Raw genomic sequence first — 17,175 nt, forward strand, 5'->3', positions numbered from 1 at the left:
CTATTTTTCAGTATGTGCGGAAAGTATCTGCGTATTTTCCTGAATCAGTCCTGCCCCTTCGGCCACAATCACGTCGCCTTCCTGCAAGCCACTCTCCACAATATATTCCTGTCCGTTGTTCAGCGGGAAGACCGCCACCTGAGCCGATTCAGCTTTTCCATCTGCATTGACCTTGTATACATACACCTTGTCCTGAATTTCGAAAGTGGCTTCCTGCGGAACCACCAGCACATTGTTCTTGGTATAAGGCAGTACCAGCGTGGCCGTACTTCCATTGCGCAACATGCCTTCCGGATTGGGGAACACAGCCCGCAGACTGATGGCTCCGGTCTCCGTATCGATGGTACCGCTGATGGCATCCACCGTACCCTCATGGGCATACGTCGTACCGTCACTCAGCAGCAACGACACTTTAGGCATGCCCGCCAGCGCCTTTTCCACACTGCCATACTGGCGGACCAACGACAGTATCTGGTTTTCCGTAAGGGAGAAATACACATAAATTTCCTCATCGTCGGAGACCGTCAGCAACGGAGTGGTGATGGACGAGTTGACCAAGGCCCCTACTCGATAGGATGACATGCCTGCCACTCCGTTCACCGGGCTGCGTACTACGGTATAAGAAAGGTCGTTGCGGGCATTGGTCTCGGCTGCCTTGGCCTGTGCCAGACTGGCTTCTGCTTCCAGCAAGGAATTCCGTGCCGTCTGGCGGTCAAAATCAGAAACCACCTTTTCCTTGAAGAGTTCCTCCTTGCTATCCGAGGTCAGACGGGCCGTAGCTACCGCCGCTTCCGCACTCTTCACATTGGCCACTGCCGTCTGCAAGGCTGCCTGATAGGGCACCTGATCGATGACAAAGAGCACCTGCCCTTTCTGCACCTTGGCCCCTTCCTTCACGCAAATGTCGGTAATCGTACCGCTCACCTGCGGACGGATTTCCACACTCTGCCTTCCTTTCACCACCGCCGAGTAGCTGTTGGTGAGAAGACGATTTTCTTTTTTTACGGTCATGGTCTTGTATCCGCCCTCCTGCGAAGTTCCAGCCGACTGTGTACAAGCCGTCAGGAGTCCCAGCAAAGTCACAAGACACGTTCCGACAAAAACAAATGCTTTTTTCATCTTGTTCTCTTTTTAGTTGATTTGACTCATTCTGTTGTTATAGCAAGCGCAAATTTAGAAGCCTGACCTATCAAGGCACTTGTCCCAATCCTAAGAACATTTGTCTGAATCCTCTCTTTAGCATTTATTCTGTTTACGATTTCTAAAACATACAAAAAGACTTTCAGACATAGATTTATGTACGTACTTTAGACGCGCAAATACAATACAACCATACAATAAGATGAGAGAATATGCTTTTACCAAATGGCTTCAGCCATTGTCTTCCGAAGGGGGAAAAGAGGAAGGAATGATTTACAACGAGCTGATGGGCCTTTTTCATGTACAAGGCGACGAGGTTTTCCGGAAGGGTACCATCGATACCCAGCACACGGTTTCCCTGCTCATGCTAAAAGGAGAACTCAGTCTGCAAATGCCCGAGGGACGCATGGCTATCCAGGCTCCCGCCTACATTGAATTTATCGAACCTCACCAATGGACCGACCTGAAAACCGATGCCCAATTTGAAGGTTGCCTGCTCATTACCCGCCGGGAACTCTTCCTGCAAGCGGCAGAATGTATCCGACCGAGGGTTACACCTTACATTTACCGGTATGTACAAGCGCCCTTCCTTACGCTAAAGGAAGACGACATCGCCCGTATCCGTGTCCTGTTCGATATCCTGCGGCACACCCTTGCACAGACAGAAAACAATTTTCAGCATGAAATTCTGGAGAACACGCTCCGTTCCCTGGTACTGGAAATCTGGAACATCATTTTCCGTACCTATAAACAGGAAAGCGAAGAAGAGCCCGTCCTCCCATGGGACGATACGCTTCCCCGCTTTCTTTACCTGATGCATACCCACTGCCGCTTTCATCACACAGTGAAATGGTATGCCGACCAGCTTTGTGTGTCGCCCGACGCCCTGTCGGCCAAACTGAGAAAGGCCTACCACAAATCGGCCAACCAGCTCATCAATGAAAGCCTGATGGAAGAGGCCAAAATCTGCCTCCTCAATCCGGCTTATACCGTACAGGACGTGGCCGAAAAACTCTGTTTCGCCGACCAGGCCGCATTCAGCAAGTTCTTCAAGCGTCACAGCGGCATGTCGCCCGGTCGGTTCAAGAAACAGTTATAGAAAGGCGCGACCTGCTCCTTACAGGTTGACTTCCGTCACCACCTGTCCGTCGAAGAGGTTGATCACGCGGTCGGCAAAACCGGCATCGTGCTGCGAGTGTGTCACCATCACGATGGTAGTGCCTTCCTTGTGCAACTCAGTCAGCAGCTCCATCACTTCCCGTCCGTTCTTGGAATCCAGGTTACCGGTAGGTTCGTCGGCCAGAATCAGTTTCGGGCCCGACACTACCGCACGGGCAATGGCCACACGCTGTTGCTGACCGCCCGACAACTGCTGCGGGAAATGCTTGGCCCGATGCGTAATCCCCATCCGTTCCATGGCTGCCTCCACCTTCCGCTTACGTTCTGCCGAAGGCACTCCCAAATACAGCAAGGGCAGTTCGATGTTCTCATATACGTTCAGTTCGTCAATCAGGTTGAAGCTCTGGAACACGAAACCGATCACGCCCTTACGCAAGGAGGTACGCTGCGATTCGGTGTAGCTGCCCACTTCCACCCCGTTCAGGTAATACTTTCCTCCGGTGGGGTTGTCCAGCAATCCCAAAATGTTCAGCAAGGTAGATTTTCCACAACCGGAAGGGCCCATAATGGCCACGAATTCCCCTTCTTTTACTTCGATACTTACATTATTCAATGCCCAAGTTTCCACCTCATCCGTGCGGAACACTTTCTGTAAATTTTCTGTCTTAATCATACGCTTAAAATTTAATTGAATTATATTATCAGTCTCCATTCTTGACTATTAATTAATTATCTTGTTTCATACACTCTACCGGATTTACCCGACTCAATATCCAACCTTGCAAACAAACGATGAGTGCCGAGAGGCCCCACACCACCAGCAACGGCCATACAAAGATACCGGCCGAAAGCGGGGCACGGTAGGCAAACTGCTCCAGCCAATGCAGCATGAACCACCCGCCAACGGGCATGGCCACCACATAGGCTACGATAGCATAGAGGCAGAACGGCTTGTTGAGCAGCCAAATGATTTGCCCACGCGTGGCCCCATGTACCTTGCGGATACTGATTTCACGTATCCGCTGACGGGTGGCGTACCAGGCAATGCCAAACAACCCGAAGCCTGTCAGCAACAGACCGATGACGGTATAGAACGTCAGGATATGCGACAAGGAAAGCACTTTTTGATTGCGTGCCATAAACTCCTGATGCATGTCCGTATATCTGAAAGGCTGGTTGGAATTCATCTCATTCCATACCGTCTCTATCTGCCGCAAGGCCTCCTCACGGCTTTCCGGACGAAGACGAAGCTGCAAATAGAATCCTTTCTGCAAGTCACTTGCCGACAGCAGTGTGATGACAAGGGGCGTTACGGCTTCTTCCAGTGAATTGATAGAAAAATCACGCACCACACCACCTATTACCGCCAGACTGTCTTTTGTTTCCGTGTCGAATTCACGCAAGGCATGTCCCACGACCTCCGTACCCGCAGGCACTAACAGCCGGACAAAACTCTCGTTCACCAGTACAGGAGAGGCCTGACGCTCCAACAGGCGGGAAGGAGATTCTCCACTCAACTGTTCAATGCGCAAGGTACGCGATAAAGTGGAGTCGCCTTCCAAGGTCAGCAGATTGGTACGCACTTCCTTCCCACCGGGACGCTGCACATTCAACTGACGTATCCAGGCACTGAGTACCGAAGATTTGGAAAGGGTCATGGATTCAATGCCTTTCACCCGTTTCTCCAGTTCCGCCTTGAAAGGAGCCAGCGGAGCGCCAAAAGCATCCCCTATCTCAATGCAGCCTTCGTAACGTGACGCCCGCTGGCGGGTCAGTTCCATCTGGTTGCGGGCTGTCAGCGTAGCCAGCAACAAACCGATGGAAATCACGAACTGCACCGTTACCAGTACCGCCACAAATCGCTGCTTGCGCCGGCCACTGTAAAGCGTACGGTATTCCGTGAACGACAAGCGTGACAGGCGATAGCTGATGTACCACGCCGGTATTACCGACATCAACAGAATGAATAACAGCAACCACGGCAGCATCTGACTACTGAAGAAGAACGTCATGGTCAACCGCGAACCCAACAGGTCATTAAACAGTGATAAGCAGTCGTTGACCAGCAAAATGGACAGCCCGAACGCCAGTACCACCGTCAGGAAAGCATCCCCGAAAAGTTGCAGACGAATATTGCGCAAGGTAGCCCCCATCAATTTCTCCACATGAATCATACGCAGCTGTTGCAGCAAGCGACTCAAACTCATGTTGGTATAGTTGCAGCAGGCAATGAGCAGTATCAGCACGGCTGCCAGCAGACTGATATAGAGAGTCTGCACGGGTGTCTGACTGACATAATCGAGCGTCTGCTGGGAAGCATCGTCGGGAGTCGTGAAACAAATGGCATCCAGCGGGTCCAAGTAATATTTCGTCTGACCGGGCATCAGCGTAGGTACCTTGTCCACATTCAGTTTATCAGCCAAACGAGCAGCATCCGTACCCGGAGTCAGCTTCAACAACGTAAGGCCACCCCAGAAGAAATCAGGATCGTGTGCTATCAGCATGTCAAACTGCAGAAGCGACTGTTCGCGTTCCTTCAGCACCGCCGCCACTTCGTACGTACGGGCCTCTCCAAAACGGAAATGTGCCTCCACCTGCTTTCCTACCGCTTGTTTCTCTCCGAAAAGGCGACGGGCACAAGCCTCACTCAACGCCACTTTTCCCGGTTGACAAAGTACCTGACTCAAACTACCTTCTTCCGTACGGTAATCAAAAAAACTCGTCAGGGTCGTATCGGCCGACAGCATCTTAAAATCCCCTTCCACCTTCTGCTCGTTCACCTTGCAGTAAAGCAAATCCAGTTTCCCTAACCGAAGAAAGTCCTCCACCTCGGCATAGTTCTGTTTCAGTTGCGGAGGAATCTCGGCTCCAGCAAAGGCCACCCGTTTCCCTTCCGTCATCGGGTCATCCTGCTGTAGAAAAAACATACGGTCACGGTCCGGATTATGCCCTTCCAACCCATGCTCGTGCACAAAGTACGTCATCAGCAAGTTGGTACAGGCCAATCCCAATGCCAGACTGGCTACCGAAACAAGGAAAAACACCTTGTTCCGCCACCAGCTTCGCAAAATCATTTTCAGTGTAATACTCAGTATCATCCATTGTCAATTTTAGTACGTTATTATTCTGTCAGACGGATGCCTTCGATATAGTATCCCCCTTCCACGTGCTCGCCTTCCGAAAAGTCAAACCAACGGGTATCTTTCGGCAGTGGAGCAAAATAGAGCGTGAAATCCATTTCTCCGCTATCAGGCATAAACACTTGCTCGTCTATTGCGAAACCTTCACTGCGCAGGAGCGGATAGTTCACCCCCTTGTCCGATATCAAAAAAGTCGCTTTGTCCAGCCGAATCCAATAGTTTGGAATATACCGTGCATGCACGCGAAGCACCGTAGCCGAGTCAGTCAGTTCCACCTGACGGATGGTCAGCACATCCACTTTCTCTGTTTTCTTCCGCGGATGATGCACCAGTTTGTGACCGTCTTTCCATTCGATACGCATCGGCTGTTTGGGAGCCAACATGCCTTCGACTTTCAGCTTCAACAGGCCCTTCCCATATCCACTCCAGCTGTCAATTACCTTTCCTTCCGGAGAAATCAACACAAAATGGGGAATTCCTATGACGCCATAACGGGCATACAATCCATTGGTTTCCTCCAAATCGTTCCAGTTATTCCAAGTCATGGCATGCGCTTTAGAAGCCTCTTCCCATCCCTTCCGGTTCTCAATGCTCAAACTGACCACCTCCAAGCTGTCCTTGTACCTCTCGCTGATTTCTTTCAGCTCCGGCTGCGACATGATGCAAGGGCCGCATCCCCGGCTCCAGAAATCCAGCAGGACGTATTTTCCGCGAAACTCTGCCAAATGGTGAACCTTGCCTTCCAAATCATACATATCCGCATCGACAGCTTCCTCGCCCGCCTTGACCACGGTCGGCGGATTCAAAGCCAGATACACGCTCTTCCCTTCTGAAGTCTCTTTCTGTGCAGCATCCAAACGGTTGTACAACTGCTGCACGTCTTCTTTATACGGATAGCCTTTACGGAACTTCACCGACATCCCCATCCGATACAGTTCATCCATCCAGACGGCATTAACCGGCGACTGTTTCATAAGTGCGATATTGTGCTGCGTAATCTGATCGCTCAACTTCTCAGTCAGCTGTTGCAGACTATCAGCTTTCGCACGAGCCTGTTCCTTGTTTCCTCCCTGTGCAGCCGACCTCATCAGTTCAAACTCTTGCATGGTCAACCGCTGAAATTCCTCCCATTCCTTACGGGAAGCTTGCATCAGCTGCTGCTGGAACTGTTGTTCCTTCACATCGCTCTCTACCGTCCAAGAGTAGATATACGAATTTTCTCCCTGTACGAGCAAACGACTTCCGGGATTCACCCACAAGCTGAGCGACATGGGTGGAAAACTCGTCCTGTCATGTGCCATCAAATCATAGCGTTCCAGCCCGTTTCCGGCGGTAGTCAGCTCAAAACGGAATGTGCCGTTCCGCAACGTGTCGGTAGCCGCCATACTCCCTACATTCCCCTCTCGCTTCATCAAACTGAACACGGTTCCGTCGGGAATGTGCTTCAACTGTCCTTCCACTACAAATTTCTCTTGTGCCTGTGCTCCCAATGCACCTAAGAGCAGACAGGCTAATACTTGTTTTCTCATGGTTATTTATTCATTTTAGGTTATTATACTATTATTATATCACTCCCGCTTGATTTCTTCTGCCGGATTCACCCGGGACACCTGCCAAATACGGAAAGCCACTGTAAAGGCGACGAACAAGGAGACACACAGGAAGAGGCAAAAATAGAAAGCCACCCCATGCCGGAAGAACACCGTGTACAAGGTACTAAACTGCCTCAACAAGAATTCAACCAACACAAATCCCCACACAGCCGTCACCGTCAGTAAAGTCACATAAAGCCGGGCAAACAGCCAGATTATCTGACGCATTCCGGCACCGTTAATCTTTCGGATAGCCATCTCCTTCCGCCGATATTCCGTGTCGATGGTCACGGCTGAATACACGCCCAACAACGAAATCACCAGCACCACTACCGAAAAGAACAATACAATTCCGCGGAGCTTGAACTCAAGCGCCTGTGACTCACGGATGTCGTCCATGAACGTGCTGACCTTCACTTCCACACTTTCCGGCAACGTTTTTTTCAGTATCTTCCGGACCTCTTGAGATACGGTTTCCGTCTGCCCCTCCTTACATTTCACATAACAATGCCCACAGTAATCGTCGAACCCGCTCAGAAGGAATATAAATCCTTCACTATCATAATACACACTGGACACAAATGTCTGGCACACTCCTTTAACCGTGTAGGCATCTCCGTCATAATTATAAAGCGGTTTCCCCATGATGTCCTTTCCGAGACGACGAGACAAAGCCTCGTCTATCACCAAATCAGACGATTCACGCAGCGTATGTCCCGACCGCATCGGAATGTGCATGAAACGAAAGAAACCGGGAGTTACACGCATCACATTTACATCCACATAACTGTCTTTATTGTCTTTCTCCGTATACATACCCGAACCGGAAACGCCTCCCAAATAATTGATGTCGGCCGGAAGTACCTCTTCGACTCCCGACAAGTTTTTAAACTGATGTATCAAATCCAGCTTCTGCACAGTGTTCATAAAGGAAAAATCCATCGGAATGCTCAAAATCTGCTCTTTCTCCTCCAAACTCAATGTCCCGAACAAGGTACGTCCTGTTTTATCCGATTGCAGATAAAGCGCCGCTGCCAGTGAAATAAAAACCCAACAGATAAACAACTGCACTCCCAACAACAGATTCCGCATCCGCCTCTTTCCTCCCCGGTGTACACCGCCCGATACCCCCGCATGCACCTGCGTGCGACGTACCTTCCACACGACTATTCCACACACCCAAGCACATAGTCCCAACAGGCCAGCCAAATACTCAAAACTCTGTACCATCAGCAGAGAAGCGTCAAACTGCAAAGACAAACCGGCCATTTCCAGTCTCAACCAGGGAGCCATCACCTCGATGCAGACACCGGTCAACAGGCCGGCCAGCAAAACCAACAAGGCAGACTGTATGAACAGTTGGACGAAAAGACTGCCTCCGGCTGCTCCCGTCATTCGCCGAATACTGAATTCACGCATACGAGTAAGAAAAGACCCCACGAGCAGATGAAAGAAATTGAGCAAGGCCACCAGCAAAATCAATACCCCGGCTACCATCGTAGTCCATACCATCGTACGAAGCAGTCCCCCATTCCAGCCCCTATCTCCCATCGGATGAGCTTCCACCGCAAAGCTTGTATCATGCATCCGATGCGTCTGTTTGCTGCGATAAAACCACTCATTGAGTTGCTCCTGAGTAAAACCTTTACGCAGCAACGCATACGTAAAGGAACTGATAATGGCATAACGGGCATCATTCTGGATGATTCCTTCCGAATCGTTGAGGGAAAACATATTCAGATGCTCCATAAAAGCAATACTGTTGTTCTCTGGAATATCCTCAATCACTGCCTGAATGGTATAAACCGTTCCCCCGGTACGTGGAGTAGAATCCGGCGAAGTGTACAACCGGCGCATCAGTACCAGCTGTTTTCCTACCGCCTGGCGAATATCCCCATATACCCGGCGTGCCATGCTCTCACTCACAACCAATGAATTTGGCATCATCTTAGCTACCTCAGCCGAACCACACAAAATTTGAGGAGTCAGCACTTGAAAGAAGGAAGAATCCGTCTCTGCCACGGCGAAGGAATAAGGTAACTGCTTCCCGTCGGGCATCTCCACGTTGAAAGGCCGTTCTATCGGTGAATAATCCACCACACACAACGCCTCAATCCCATCCGGCTTTTGAAGACGCAGTTCCTCGACCAACGTCGCAGGAGTATAATTCAACACCTTCTCTTCTTTCATGTCACGAATATTGAGTTCGGCAATCCGTTCATAGTTTGCAAAACAATGATTCGTGCTGAAAGCATAACGGACCACGTAGAGACAGATACTGAAACACAGCAAGGCCACCCCTACTCCGACCAACGCAATCAGATGCTGTGTCTTGTATTTCCACAAATTACGGAAAGCTACTTTCAAATAATGTGCAATCATCATAAATTCATTCTTTTATTATTCACTTTTCATTACTTCACTCGGATTGATGCGGGAAGCCTTGTGCACCTGCCAAAGCAACGTAGCCACGGAAATCACCGCTACTATCAGGAAGGCTATCAGGAACAAGCCGACCGTCACCGGAGCCTTCACCACCAAATCGGCGGTATAGTAGTGGATGGCCAGCCAAGCCAACGGAACTGCCACTACGGCTGCCAGCAACAGCATCCCCACGTAACGGCGGAGCAACAGCACATACAAGTCTTTCAGCATGGCACCGTTCACCTTGCGGATGGCAATCTCGCGATAACGCTGGCGGATGTCGAACAAGGAAATGCCGAACAACCCCAGACAGGAAATGACAATGGCGATAAAGGCAAAGGCCGAATAAATGGTAGCCACCTGCCGATCAGATTTATACAACTTCTGCACATCGTCCTTTAGTAACGAATACTGGAAATTCTCCGTGCCATACACTTCCTTTTCCAACTTCCGCAGATAATCTATCACCTGAGGAATCCGACCCGGCTGACACGCAATATGATACACATCTCCCTGCATAGTAGGAAAAACCATGAAAAGCATGGGGCGTATCCCCTTGGATATATGTCCGCTATAATAATCCTCTATCACCCCCACAATCGGTCGGGCCGGAAAGTCAGGCGCCGCCTCTTTCATACGGAGATCCAACACGGTAGCTCCCTCCAAAGAGGTGTATCCCAATGCCCGCATAGCAGCCCGATTCACCACATAGCCATCCTCCTCGACAGGCAATCTTCCTTCCACAAGCTTCAGATTGAACAAGGTAAAGAATTCAGGAGTGGCAAAATTCTGATTCAATGAAACGGTTTCCCCTTTCACATTCTGAAACTCCGCCGTATAGTCGAAATCCAGAATGGAATACACATCCGCTGTCCAACATGAAATGTCCGGACATTTGCTCAATGCCTCATCAATCTGCGCAATCCGCTGCTTCCGGGCCTGTATCGATTCATCGGTATAAGAAGCATAATCCGTTGATTCATATATAAGGTTGGCCTGAATCACGTTTTCCATCCGAAATCCCGGTGGAGTATTCAACAGCAAGTTGAGATGACGATGAAAAAACAAAGCAAGGACAACCAGTACAATGGTCACCGTATATTGCACGAACAGGAATCCCTGACGCAAGCGTATGGATTTACGGTCATTCCCCGAACGAACCAGCGACATGCCCAACGGGAATTTCCAGCACCGAAATACCGTACACAATGATATCAGCAGCGGCAACCACACCACCAAAGCCAATGAGACCCATACGTCAAACGCCCCGACAGTAAATACCGTATCAAAGACACGATTGACAAAAGGCTGAGCAAGTTCCACCACTGTCCAAGCTAACAGCAACGACAATGCCGACAGCACCAGATTCTCCCAATACATCAATAGAAAAAGTGAACGGAAACCTGCTCCCCATACCCGATGAATCAGGTAAATCCGTAACCGCTTGCCCATCAGCACCGCATACAAATTGAGGTAATTAAGCAGACCGATAAAGAATATAAAGATACACATGGCCGACAAGACATACAACTGAGCGCGGTTGCCCGACACACACATCGTAGGAGAAGTGCGGTACAACAAACGGGACTCCCAATACACATCCTTCAACGACAGAAGGGAAAAAGTGTACATGCTGCCGTCACCCACCCGTGTAGGACGCAACGTCTTGCCTGCCTCATTCAATTTCTGAATATCCACTCCCGGTACAAAACGGATAAACTCCATGGGCATTCTCTCCCAAAGTGCTCCCGGCATTTCGGAAAGAATGGCATCCACCAACAAAAAACTTTTATTCTTCGGCGTGGCAAAAATACCGGATATGGTCACTGATTTCCCGGTAGACAAGACAAAGGTTTCTCCAATGGGATTCTGCTTGCCAAACAACTTATGTGCCAGGTGCTCACTCAGCAAAGCCATCCCAGGCTTTGAAAGGGAACTTTCTCCTTGCAAGAGCTGATAATGGAACAGTTTCAAGAAAGTCGTATCGGCCACTATCATATTTACCTGGAAACGATTATCCTTGTAACGTATCATGTCATGATCCAGCAGTGTGACCCGTGAACGTTGCATGACCAGTGAAGGGTCTACAGCCAGCGTATCGCCATTCAATGTGGAAGAGACCAATGCATCGTTCTCACCAATCTGACAACGAGACACATATACATTTTCCCGGTCCACACAATGGGTATCGACCGTCAGTTCCCGATGGATATATCGAAGTAAAATAATACAGCAGGCCAGACTGAAAGCCAGCCCCAACAGATTAATCAGGGTGTACGTCCGTGCTCGGAGCAGGAAACGTAAGGCATAGCGTAGTGTGTTCATATAAATTTATCTCTCTTTTATTATTCACTTTTCATCACTTCACTCGGATTGATGCGGGAAGCCTTGTGCACCTGCCAGAGCAACGTAGCCACGGAAATCACCGCTACTATCAGGAAGGCTGTCAGGAACAGGCCGACCGTCACCGGAGCCTTCACCACCAAATCGGCGGTATAGTAGTGGATGGCCAGCCAAGCCAGCGGTACTGCCACCACGGCTGCCAGCAACAGCATCCCCACGTAGCGGCGGAGCAACAGCACATACAGGTCTTTCAGCATGGCACCGTTCACCTTGCGGATGGCAATCTCCCGATAACGCTGGCGAATGTCGAACAAGGAAATGCCGAACAACCCCAGACAGGAAATGACGATGGCGATAAAGGCAAACGAAGTATAAAGCACTGCCAGCCGACGGTCTGCCGCATACATCTGTTTCACCTGGTCGGAAAACAAGGTATATTCAAACTCTTCGGTACCATATATTTCACGTTCCACTTTTTTCAAGTAATCCATCACCGCAGCTAGACGTCCCGGACGGAATGACAACGTATACAGGTCACCGGAAGAGCCACGTCGCACCACAAATACCATCGGATGTACCCCCGCGCTGATATGTCCGTCATAATAATCGTCGATGACCGCCACAATAGGATGCGCTTCCGGATTTTGAGCCCTCATCTTGTCATCTTCATGCATCAATGTAGCTCCTTGACAAGAATCATACCCCAACGCCTTCAGTGCCGCACGGTTCACCACATAATACTCCCTTTCCCAATCTTCTTCCTCTTCCATTGAGGGAAGCGTTCCCTCTACAAAACGCAATTCATAAAGACGGAAAAAAGAAGGATTGGCATATCGCATATACAAAAAAGCCGTACGCCCGTTATTCCCTATAAACTTCATTCCAAAATCACTGGAAATCAGCGCAAATTGATCCGCTACCCAATACTCTATATCGGGGCAAGCTTTCATCTTGGCCCCAAGTTGTTTCACTCGCTGCACACGTGCCTGTATGTCTTCCGGGCTCCGATAAGAAGCGAAATCCTTCGACTCGTGGGCCAGATGTGCCACCAAAATATTCTCCGTACGATACCCCGGGTCTGTATGCAGCAAGGTATCAAGCTGACGATTGAAATAAAAAGCCAGTACCACCAGTATCAAGGTAAGTACATACTGCAACACTAGCAATCCCATTCTCGTCCGTACCGACTGCCCGGCGGTACTCACCAGACGAATGCCGACAGAAGGTAAGATACGCGTGAAACGGAAATACGGATAAAGTGAGGCTACCAGCGGCAGGAATACAAGTAGCGCCAAGGACAAATACCCATCGAAAGCAGTATAGGGGAAATCAAACCCGAAAAAGCGGGATACAGGCACCCGGGTCAGCTCAATGCATACCCACGCAAGCAACACCGCCAAGGCGGAAAGCAGAAAGTTTTCGGTGAAGATTTGTGCAAAGACAGCTCCTCTTCCTGCTCCAAACACCCGGCGTATACCGTATTCGTGCGTGCGTTTGAGCATAAAAATCATGTAAAGGTTAATGAAGTTCAACAACCCGGTAACCAGCAGCAGCGCACAGATACCCATGAATATCTGCAACTGTCCCCAATCTCCCCATACATAAATAGATGCTTTATCCCTTATTTCCAACTTGGAAAAGTAACATTCTTTCAAAGGTACAAAATGAAAAGTGTACACCCGTGTATCCTCCGGATAGTACGGATTCAGACGTCGTGGATGTTTCCCCACCTGGTTAAGCATATTCATATCTGCTCCAGGTACAAAACGATACAAATCCAGCGGCATCTTCTCCCACCTATTGGAAGAGGTATTTGCCAGAAGCAAATCGAAATTCAGCCAGGTTTTGTTGGTAGGAAGCCCAATCACGCCTTTCACCACATATTCTTGTCCGTTGGAATAAGTAATTGTCTTTCCGACAGGGTTGTCCGAACCAAAAACCTCCCGTGCATACGATTGGGTCAGTACCACTGAAGAAGGATCAGTCAGGTTCTTTTCTCCCTGTATCAGCGGATAAGAGAACAGTTGAAAAAACGTGCTATCCGTAGCAAGGGCATCGCAACAGTAGCGGTGTCCCTCACTGACCAGAAAATCATTCTCCAACGGAACAAAACTACATTTCGTTTCTATCAGTTCTGGAGCAATCAGTACACTGTCATTCCAATAAGCTGCATAAGAGCCCCAATACGCCCCTCCCGACACATTCACTTGCACGGCATATACATTTTCCCGGTCCACACAATGGGTATCGACCGTCAGCTCCCGATGGATGTATCGGAGCAAAATAATACAGCAGGCCAGACTGAAAGCCAGCCCCAACAGATTAATCAGTGTGTACGTCCGTGCACGGAGCAGGAAACGTAAAGCATAGCGTAGTGTGTTCATATAAATTTGTTTTTCTTTTCTACTAATCTTATAACTTCTTATATTTCTTCACTTTAATCGTTTTCAGTACTTCCCTGTCAGTACTTCAGTACTCCCTTGAAAGTACTCCAGTACTTCTTAGGCAGTACTCCGGTACTTCCGGGGAAGTACTGGAAGCAGGTGGAAACATCTGGTTCATTCACTTAAACACCAGCTCTTCCGCGTCGCCAAAGTTATCATATCCTGTGGTAATCACCCAATCGCCGGGCTGCAAACCTTCGGTGATTTCGTATTGCAGGGGGTTCTGGCGCCCGATGACCACCGGAACCTTTCTCGCCTGGGTCTTGTCGGCATTGAGTTTGTAAATCCACTGACCGCCGGTCTGCGAATAGAAATTACCGCGTGGAATCACCAAAGCTTGTTCCGGTTGTCCTAACTCAATCTGTACCCGAAAGCTTTTTCCCAGACGGACGTTCTCGGGCATTTCTCCCGTAAAGACCAAGTCCACATCAAAGGTGCGGTCTTTCACCTCCGGCACCACCTTACTCACTTTCAAGGCATAACGTTTTCCCTGGTAAGTCACAGACGCCGGCAAGCCTACCGTCACCCTATCCACGTAGTATTCGCTCAGGGAAGCATGCACCTTGAACTGCGACATGACCTTCACTTCCGCCAGATTCTCTCCGGCTGCCACCTGCTGCCCTAATGTGACCTTCACAAAACTAAGCTGCCCATCCGACGGCGCACGTACCACCAGCTCTTCCATCCGCTCCAAGGAACGCTCCAGCTTCTTCTGTTCCCGTTCCCGGTCGTTGCGCAACAGTTCCCTGCGGATGACCGTCATGGCCGAATCGCTCTGCAGGCTCTGCATCTTCAGCTGGGTGGAGGCCGTCTTGTAACGGAACTCATCTTCCGACACCTCCAGCTGCGCCTTGCTACGGATGCCCATGCGGTATTCTTCCTGCTCTAAGGCAAAGCTTTTCCGTATCTTGTTCAGCTCGTAAGCAGCCTCCAGTGTCTGCTGTTTCAGGGTCAGACTTTTCTGTTCCATCTCAAGGGATTTCTCCTGATAAGAGATGCGCTGCTTTTCCCATTCATCCCGCTGGTCGTCTATCTCACGCAACAGGTTGGGATTGGTCAAGACCAAAATGGTGTCTCCCTGCTGCAGCAAACTGCCCTCCTCGGCCACGATACGCTCTACATTACCCGACTCGCGGGCATTGACCATCAAGGTCAGGATGGGATGCACCACTCCTTCCACATCCACGTATTCACGGAAAGGGGCCTGCTTCACCTCGGCCAGTTGCACGGAGTCTGCATCAATGCGTAAGCGCTGCGGACCGGAGGCCAGTACAATCACATAAATCAGTCCGGCCAGCAGAAGTACGCCGCCTGCCAGATAAAAACGATAGCGCACGTACCAGGGTTTCTTTTTCAATTGTATATCCATAATCGGTTTGTGTTATATTTCAGGTAAAGTTTCAGTCAGCGGACAATTCCGGTAAAAATCATATTGCGTCAGGCTGCGGAGTCCGTAATACAGCATCCAGTAGGTTTTCAGGGCCTCGATATAATTGCGCCGGGAGGTGTCTTTCTCGGTGGTGGCTGCATTCAAATCGAGCACCGACGATTTGCCCATCAGGTAAAGGCGGAGGGCCACTTCATACCGCCGACGGGCTGTTTCATCGGTACGGGAAGCGACTTCCACCTGCCGCGCCTGAAGATTGAACTGCCGCACCATCTGCCGCACGTTCAGTTCAAAGTCGTTCATGCCCTGCTCCACCTGCGTCTTGACCAGTTCAATGTTCGATTTGGCCACACGTACCTTTCCTTTTCCTCTTCCCCAGTCCAATATCGGAATCACTACCGACAGGCTCACGTATTGCTGGTCGAGGGGATTACGATAAGAATCCCGAAGCCGGTCGGCCGTCTGCGAAAGCCCGAACTGGAGATACAAATCTGCCTTCAATCCCCGGCTCGCACGGGCGGAAGCCAACTGGCTGCGGCTTTCCAACTGCCTCCGCCGGTAGGTCTCGATTTCCGGACTGTGCAGATGAGCCTGTTCCAGCGCCTTGTCCAAAGGCACTTCAAAAGCCGGCACACTGTCGTGCGGAATCACCTCTATCTCTTCTTCCTCCCGGATACCCAAGAAAGAACGGAAGGTAAGCATCGCGTCTTCCACACTGATACGGGCTTTCATCAGGTTGGTCTCCTCGGTCAATTTGTTCACCTCCAGCTGCAACATCTCGTTCTCCGTAATGTTGCCGATGCGATACCGTCCGCGGGCATAGCGATACAAGGTATCGGCAGACGCATAGTTGGCACGGGCAATCTCCATATCGGACTGGGCAGCGGCTAATGCGAAAAACAGTTCACAGGTTTTCGAAGCAATCAGCTCCAACGTCTCGCTATATGTTTTCTTGGCTTCCTGAAAACGGACCGGTTCAATGCGGCGGTTCCACTTCAAGGAATTATAGCCAAAGAGAGACTGCTGGTAACCTATCGTGAAGGGCTGGGTGTTATAGGCTGTACTTTTCTCACCCAGTTCATCCATACGCTGGGCAGCCGTCTGCATGAAAAAGTTACCTCCTGTAAACCACACGTTCTGGCTGACGGAAAGGGTCAGGTCGGTAGCCAACTGGTTCTGGCGGAGAAACAGTTCCGTACCATCAGGCTGGGTTACTTTGTTAATCTGCCGGTTCAGATAAGGAGATGCCGACAAACTCACCTCAGGCAGATAGTCTGCCCGAAACGAACGGTAACTCCAGTACGCCGCCCGATAAGTATGCCGGGCAGCTTCGGCCTCCGGAGAACTGGCCTGTGCCATCCGGATGGCCTCTTGCAGTGTCAGCTTCTCGCCCCACACGGTTTGTCCACAGAAAAGCAGACAAGCCATAAGTAATCCTATTTTGTGTTCCATCTTCATACGCATAGTAATCTGCTTTTTTAGTTCCAAAAACCGTGCCATTCGGATAACACGTTGATTATGCATAAGATAGGAAGAATGGACAAATTTATTTCATGTGCGCATTCGCACAAAAAGCGTGCGAAAGT

The 17,175-nt window shown here is 50.0% G+C and carries 10 protein-coding genes; 1 reads left to right on the forward strand and 9 read right to left on the reverse strand.

Annotation, left to right across the window (positions count from 1 at the left end; all coding sequences use genetic code 11):
- Positions 1 to 1,119 (reverse strand): efflux RND transporter periplasmic adaptor subunit, encoded by a 1,119-nt coding sequence (locus OCV81_RS02345; protein ID WP_148328037.1) that lies wholly within the window; start codon positions 1,117 to 1,119, stop codon positions 1 to 3.
- 223 nt (positions 1,120 to 1,342) lie between these two features.
- Between OCV81_RS02345 and OCV81_RS02350 the strand changes: the two genes are divergently transcribed.
- Positions 1,343 to 2,239 (forward strand): helix-turn-helix domain-containing protein, encoded by an 897-nt coding sequence (locus tag OCV81_RS02350; protein WP_148328039.1) that lies wholly within the window; start codon positions 1,343 to 1,345, stop codon positions 2,237 to 2,239.
- An 18-nt stretch (positions 2,240 to 2,257) separates the two neighbouring features.
- Here the strand turns inward: OCV81_RS02350 and OCV81_RS02355 are convergent, their stop codons facing one another.
- From OCV81_RS02355 to OCV81_RS02390, 8 genes are all read right to left on the reverse strand, one after another.
- Positions 2,258 to 2,932 carry an ABC transporter ATP-binding protein gene (locus OCV81_RS02355; RefSeq protein WP_148328041.1) on the reverse strand — a complete coding sequence of 225 codons (675 nt, stop codon included), beginning with the start codon at positions 2,930 to 2,932 and terminating at the stop codon, positions 2,258 to 2,260.
- A gap of 52 nt (positions 2,933 to 2,984) precedes the next feature.
- A complete protein-coding gene (locus OCV81_RS02360) occupies positions 2,985 to 5,357 on the reverse strand; it encodes an ABC transporter permease (protein WP_148328043.1) in 2,373 nt (790 codons plus the stop codon).
- A gap of 23 nt (positions 5,358 to 5,380) precedes the next feature.
- Positions 5,381 to 6,928 carry a TlpA family protein disulfide reductase gene (locus OCV81_RS02365; RefSeq protein ID WP_148328045.1) on the reverse strand — a complete coding sequence of 516 codons (1,548 nt, stop codon included), beginning with the start codon at positions 6,926 to 6,928 and terminating at the stop codon, positions 5,381 to 5,383.
- 39 nt (positions 6,929 to 6,967) lie between these two features.
- Entirely contained in the window at positions 6,968 to 9,376 is a 2,409-nt protein-coding gene (locus OCV81_RS02370) for an ABC transporter permease (RefSeq protein WP_148328047.1), read from the reverse strand.
- Positions 9,377 to 9,391: 15 nt separating this feature from the next.
- Complete coding sequence (locus OCV81_RS02375; protein WP_148328049.1) at positions 9,392 to 11,740, reverse strand: ABC transporter permease; 2,349 nt, start codon at positions 11,738 to 11,740, stop codon at positions 9,392 to 9,394.
- A gap of 20 nt (positions 11,741 to 11,760) precedes the next feature.
- Positions 11,761 to 14,142, reverse strand: coding sequence for an ABC transporter permease (locus OCV81_RS02380; RefSeq protein ID WP_148328051.1), 2,382 nt, complete (start codon positions 14,140 to 14,142; stop codon positions 11,761 to 11,763).
- Between the two features lie 178 nt (positions 14,143 to 14,320).
- The gene (locus OCV81_RS02385; protein WP_148328053.1) at positions 14,321 to 15,571 is read right to left on the reverse strand and encodes an efflux RND transporter periplasmic adaptor subunit; all 1,251 of its coding nucleotides are present in this window, start codon (positions 15,569 to 15,571) and stop codon (positions 14,321 to 14,323) included.
- A 12-nt stretch (positions 15,572 to 15,583) separates the two neighbouring features.
- On the reverse strand, positions 15,584 to 17,017 hold the full coding sequence (locus OCV81_RS02390; protein WP_262639986.1) for a TolC family protein: 1,434 nt from the start codon (positions 17,015 to 17,017) through the stop codon (positions 15,584 to 15,586).
- Positions 17,018 to 17,175 lie beyond the last annotated feature (158 nt).

It is taken from the genome of Phocaeicola fibrisolvens (genome assembly GCF_025567125.1).
Lineage (GTDB): Bacteria > Bacteroidota > Bacteroidia > Bacteroidales > Bacteroidaceae > Phocaeicola > Phocaeicola fibrisolvens.

What these genes read in the sequence shown, in the direction of transcription:
- OCV81_RS02375 (WP_148328049.1), bottom strand. Translation starts at nt 11,740, where the DNA reads ATGAACACACTACGCTATGCCTTACGTTTCCTGCTCCGAGCACGGACG.
- OCV81_RS02385 (WP_148328053.1), bottom strand. Translation starts at nt 15,571, where the DNA reads ATGGATATACAATTGAAAAAGAAACCCTGGTACGTGCGCTATCGTTTT.
- OCV81_RS02350 (WP_148328039.1), top strand. Translation starts at nt 1,343, where the DNA reads ATGAGAGAATATGCTTTTACCAAATGGCTTCAGCCATTGTCTTCCGAA.
- OCV81_RS02390 (WP_262639986.1), bottom strand. Translation starts at nt 17,017, where the DNA reads ATGGCTTGTCTGCTTTTCTGTGGACAAACCGTGTGGGGCGAGAAGCTG.
- OCV81_RS02360 (WP_148328043.1), bottom strand. Translation starts at nt 5,357, where the DNA reads ATGATACTGAGTATTACACTGAAAATGATTTTGCGAAGCTGGTGGCGG.
- OCV81_RS02345 (WP_148328037.1), bottom strand. Translation starts at nt 1,119, where the DNA reads ATGAAAAAAGCATTTGTTTTTGTCGGAACGTGTCTTGTGACTTTGCTG.
- OCV81_RS02355 (WP_148328041.1), bottom strand. Translation starts at nt 2,932, where the DNA reads ATGATTAAGACAGAAAATTTACAGAAAGTGTTCCGCACGGATGAGGTG.
- OCV81_RS02365 (WP_148328045.1), bottom strand. Translation starts at nt 6,928, where the DNA reads ATGAGAAAACAAGTATTAGCCTGTCTGCTCTTAGGTGCATTGGGAGCA.
- OCV81_RS02380 (WP_148328051.1), bottom strand. Translation starts at nt 14,142, where the DNA reads ATGAACACACTACGCTATGCTTTACGTTTCCTGCTCCGTGCACGGACG.
- OCV81_RS02370 (WP_148328047.1), bottom strand. Translation starts at nt 9,376, where the DNA reads ATGATGATTGCACATTATTTGAAAGTAGCTTTCCGTAATTTGTGGAAA.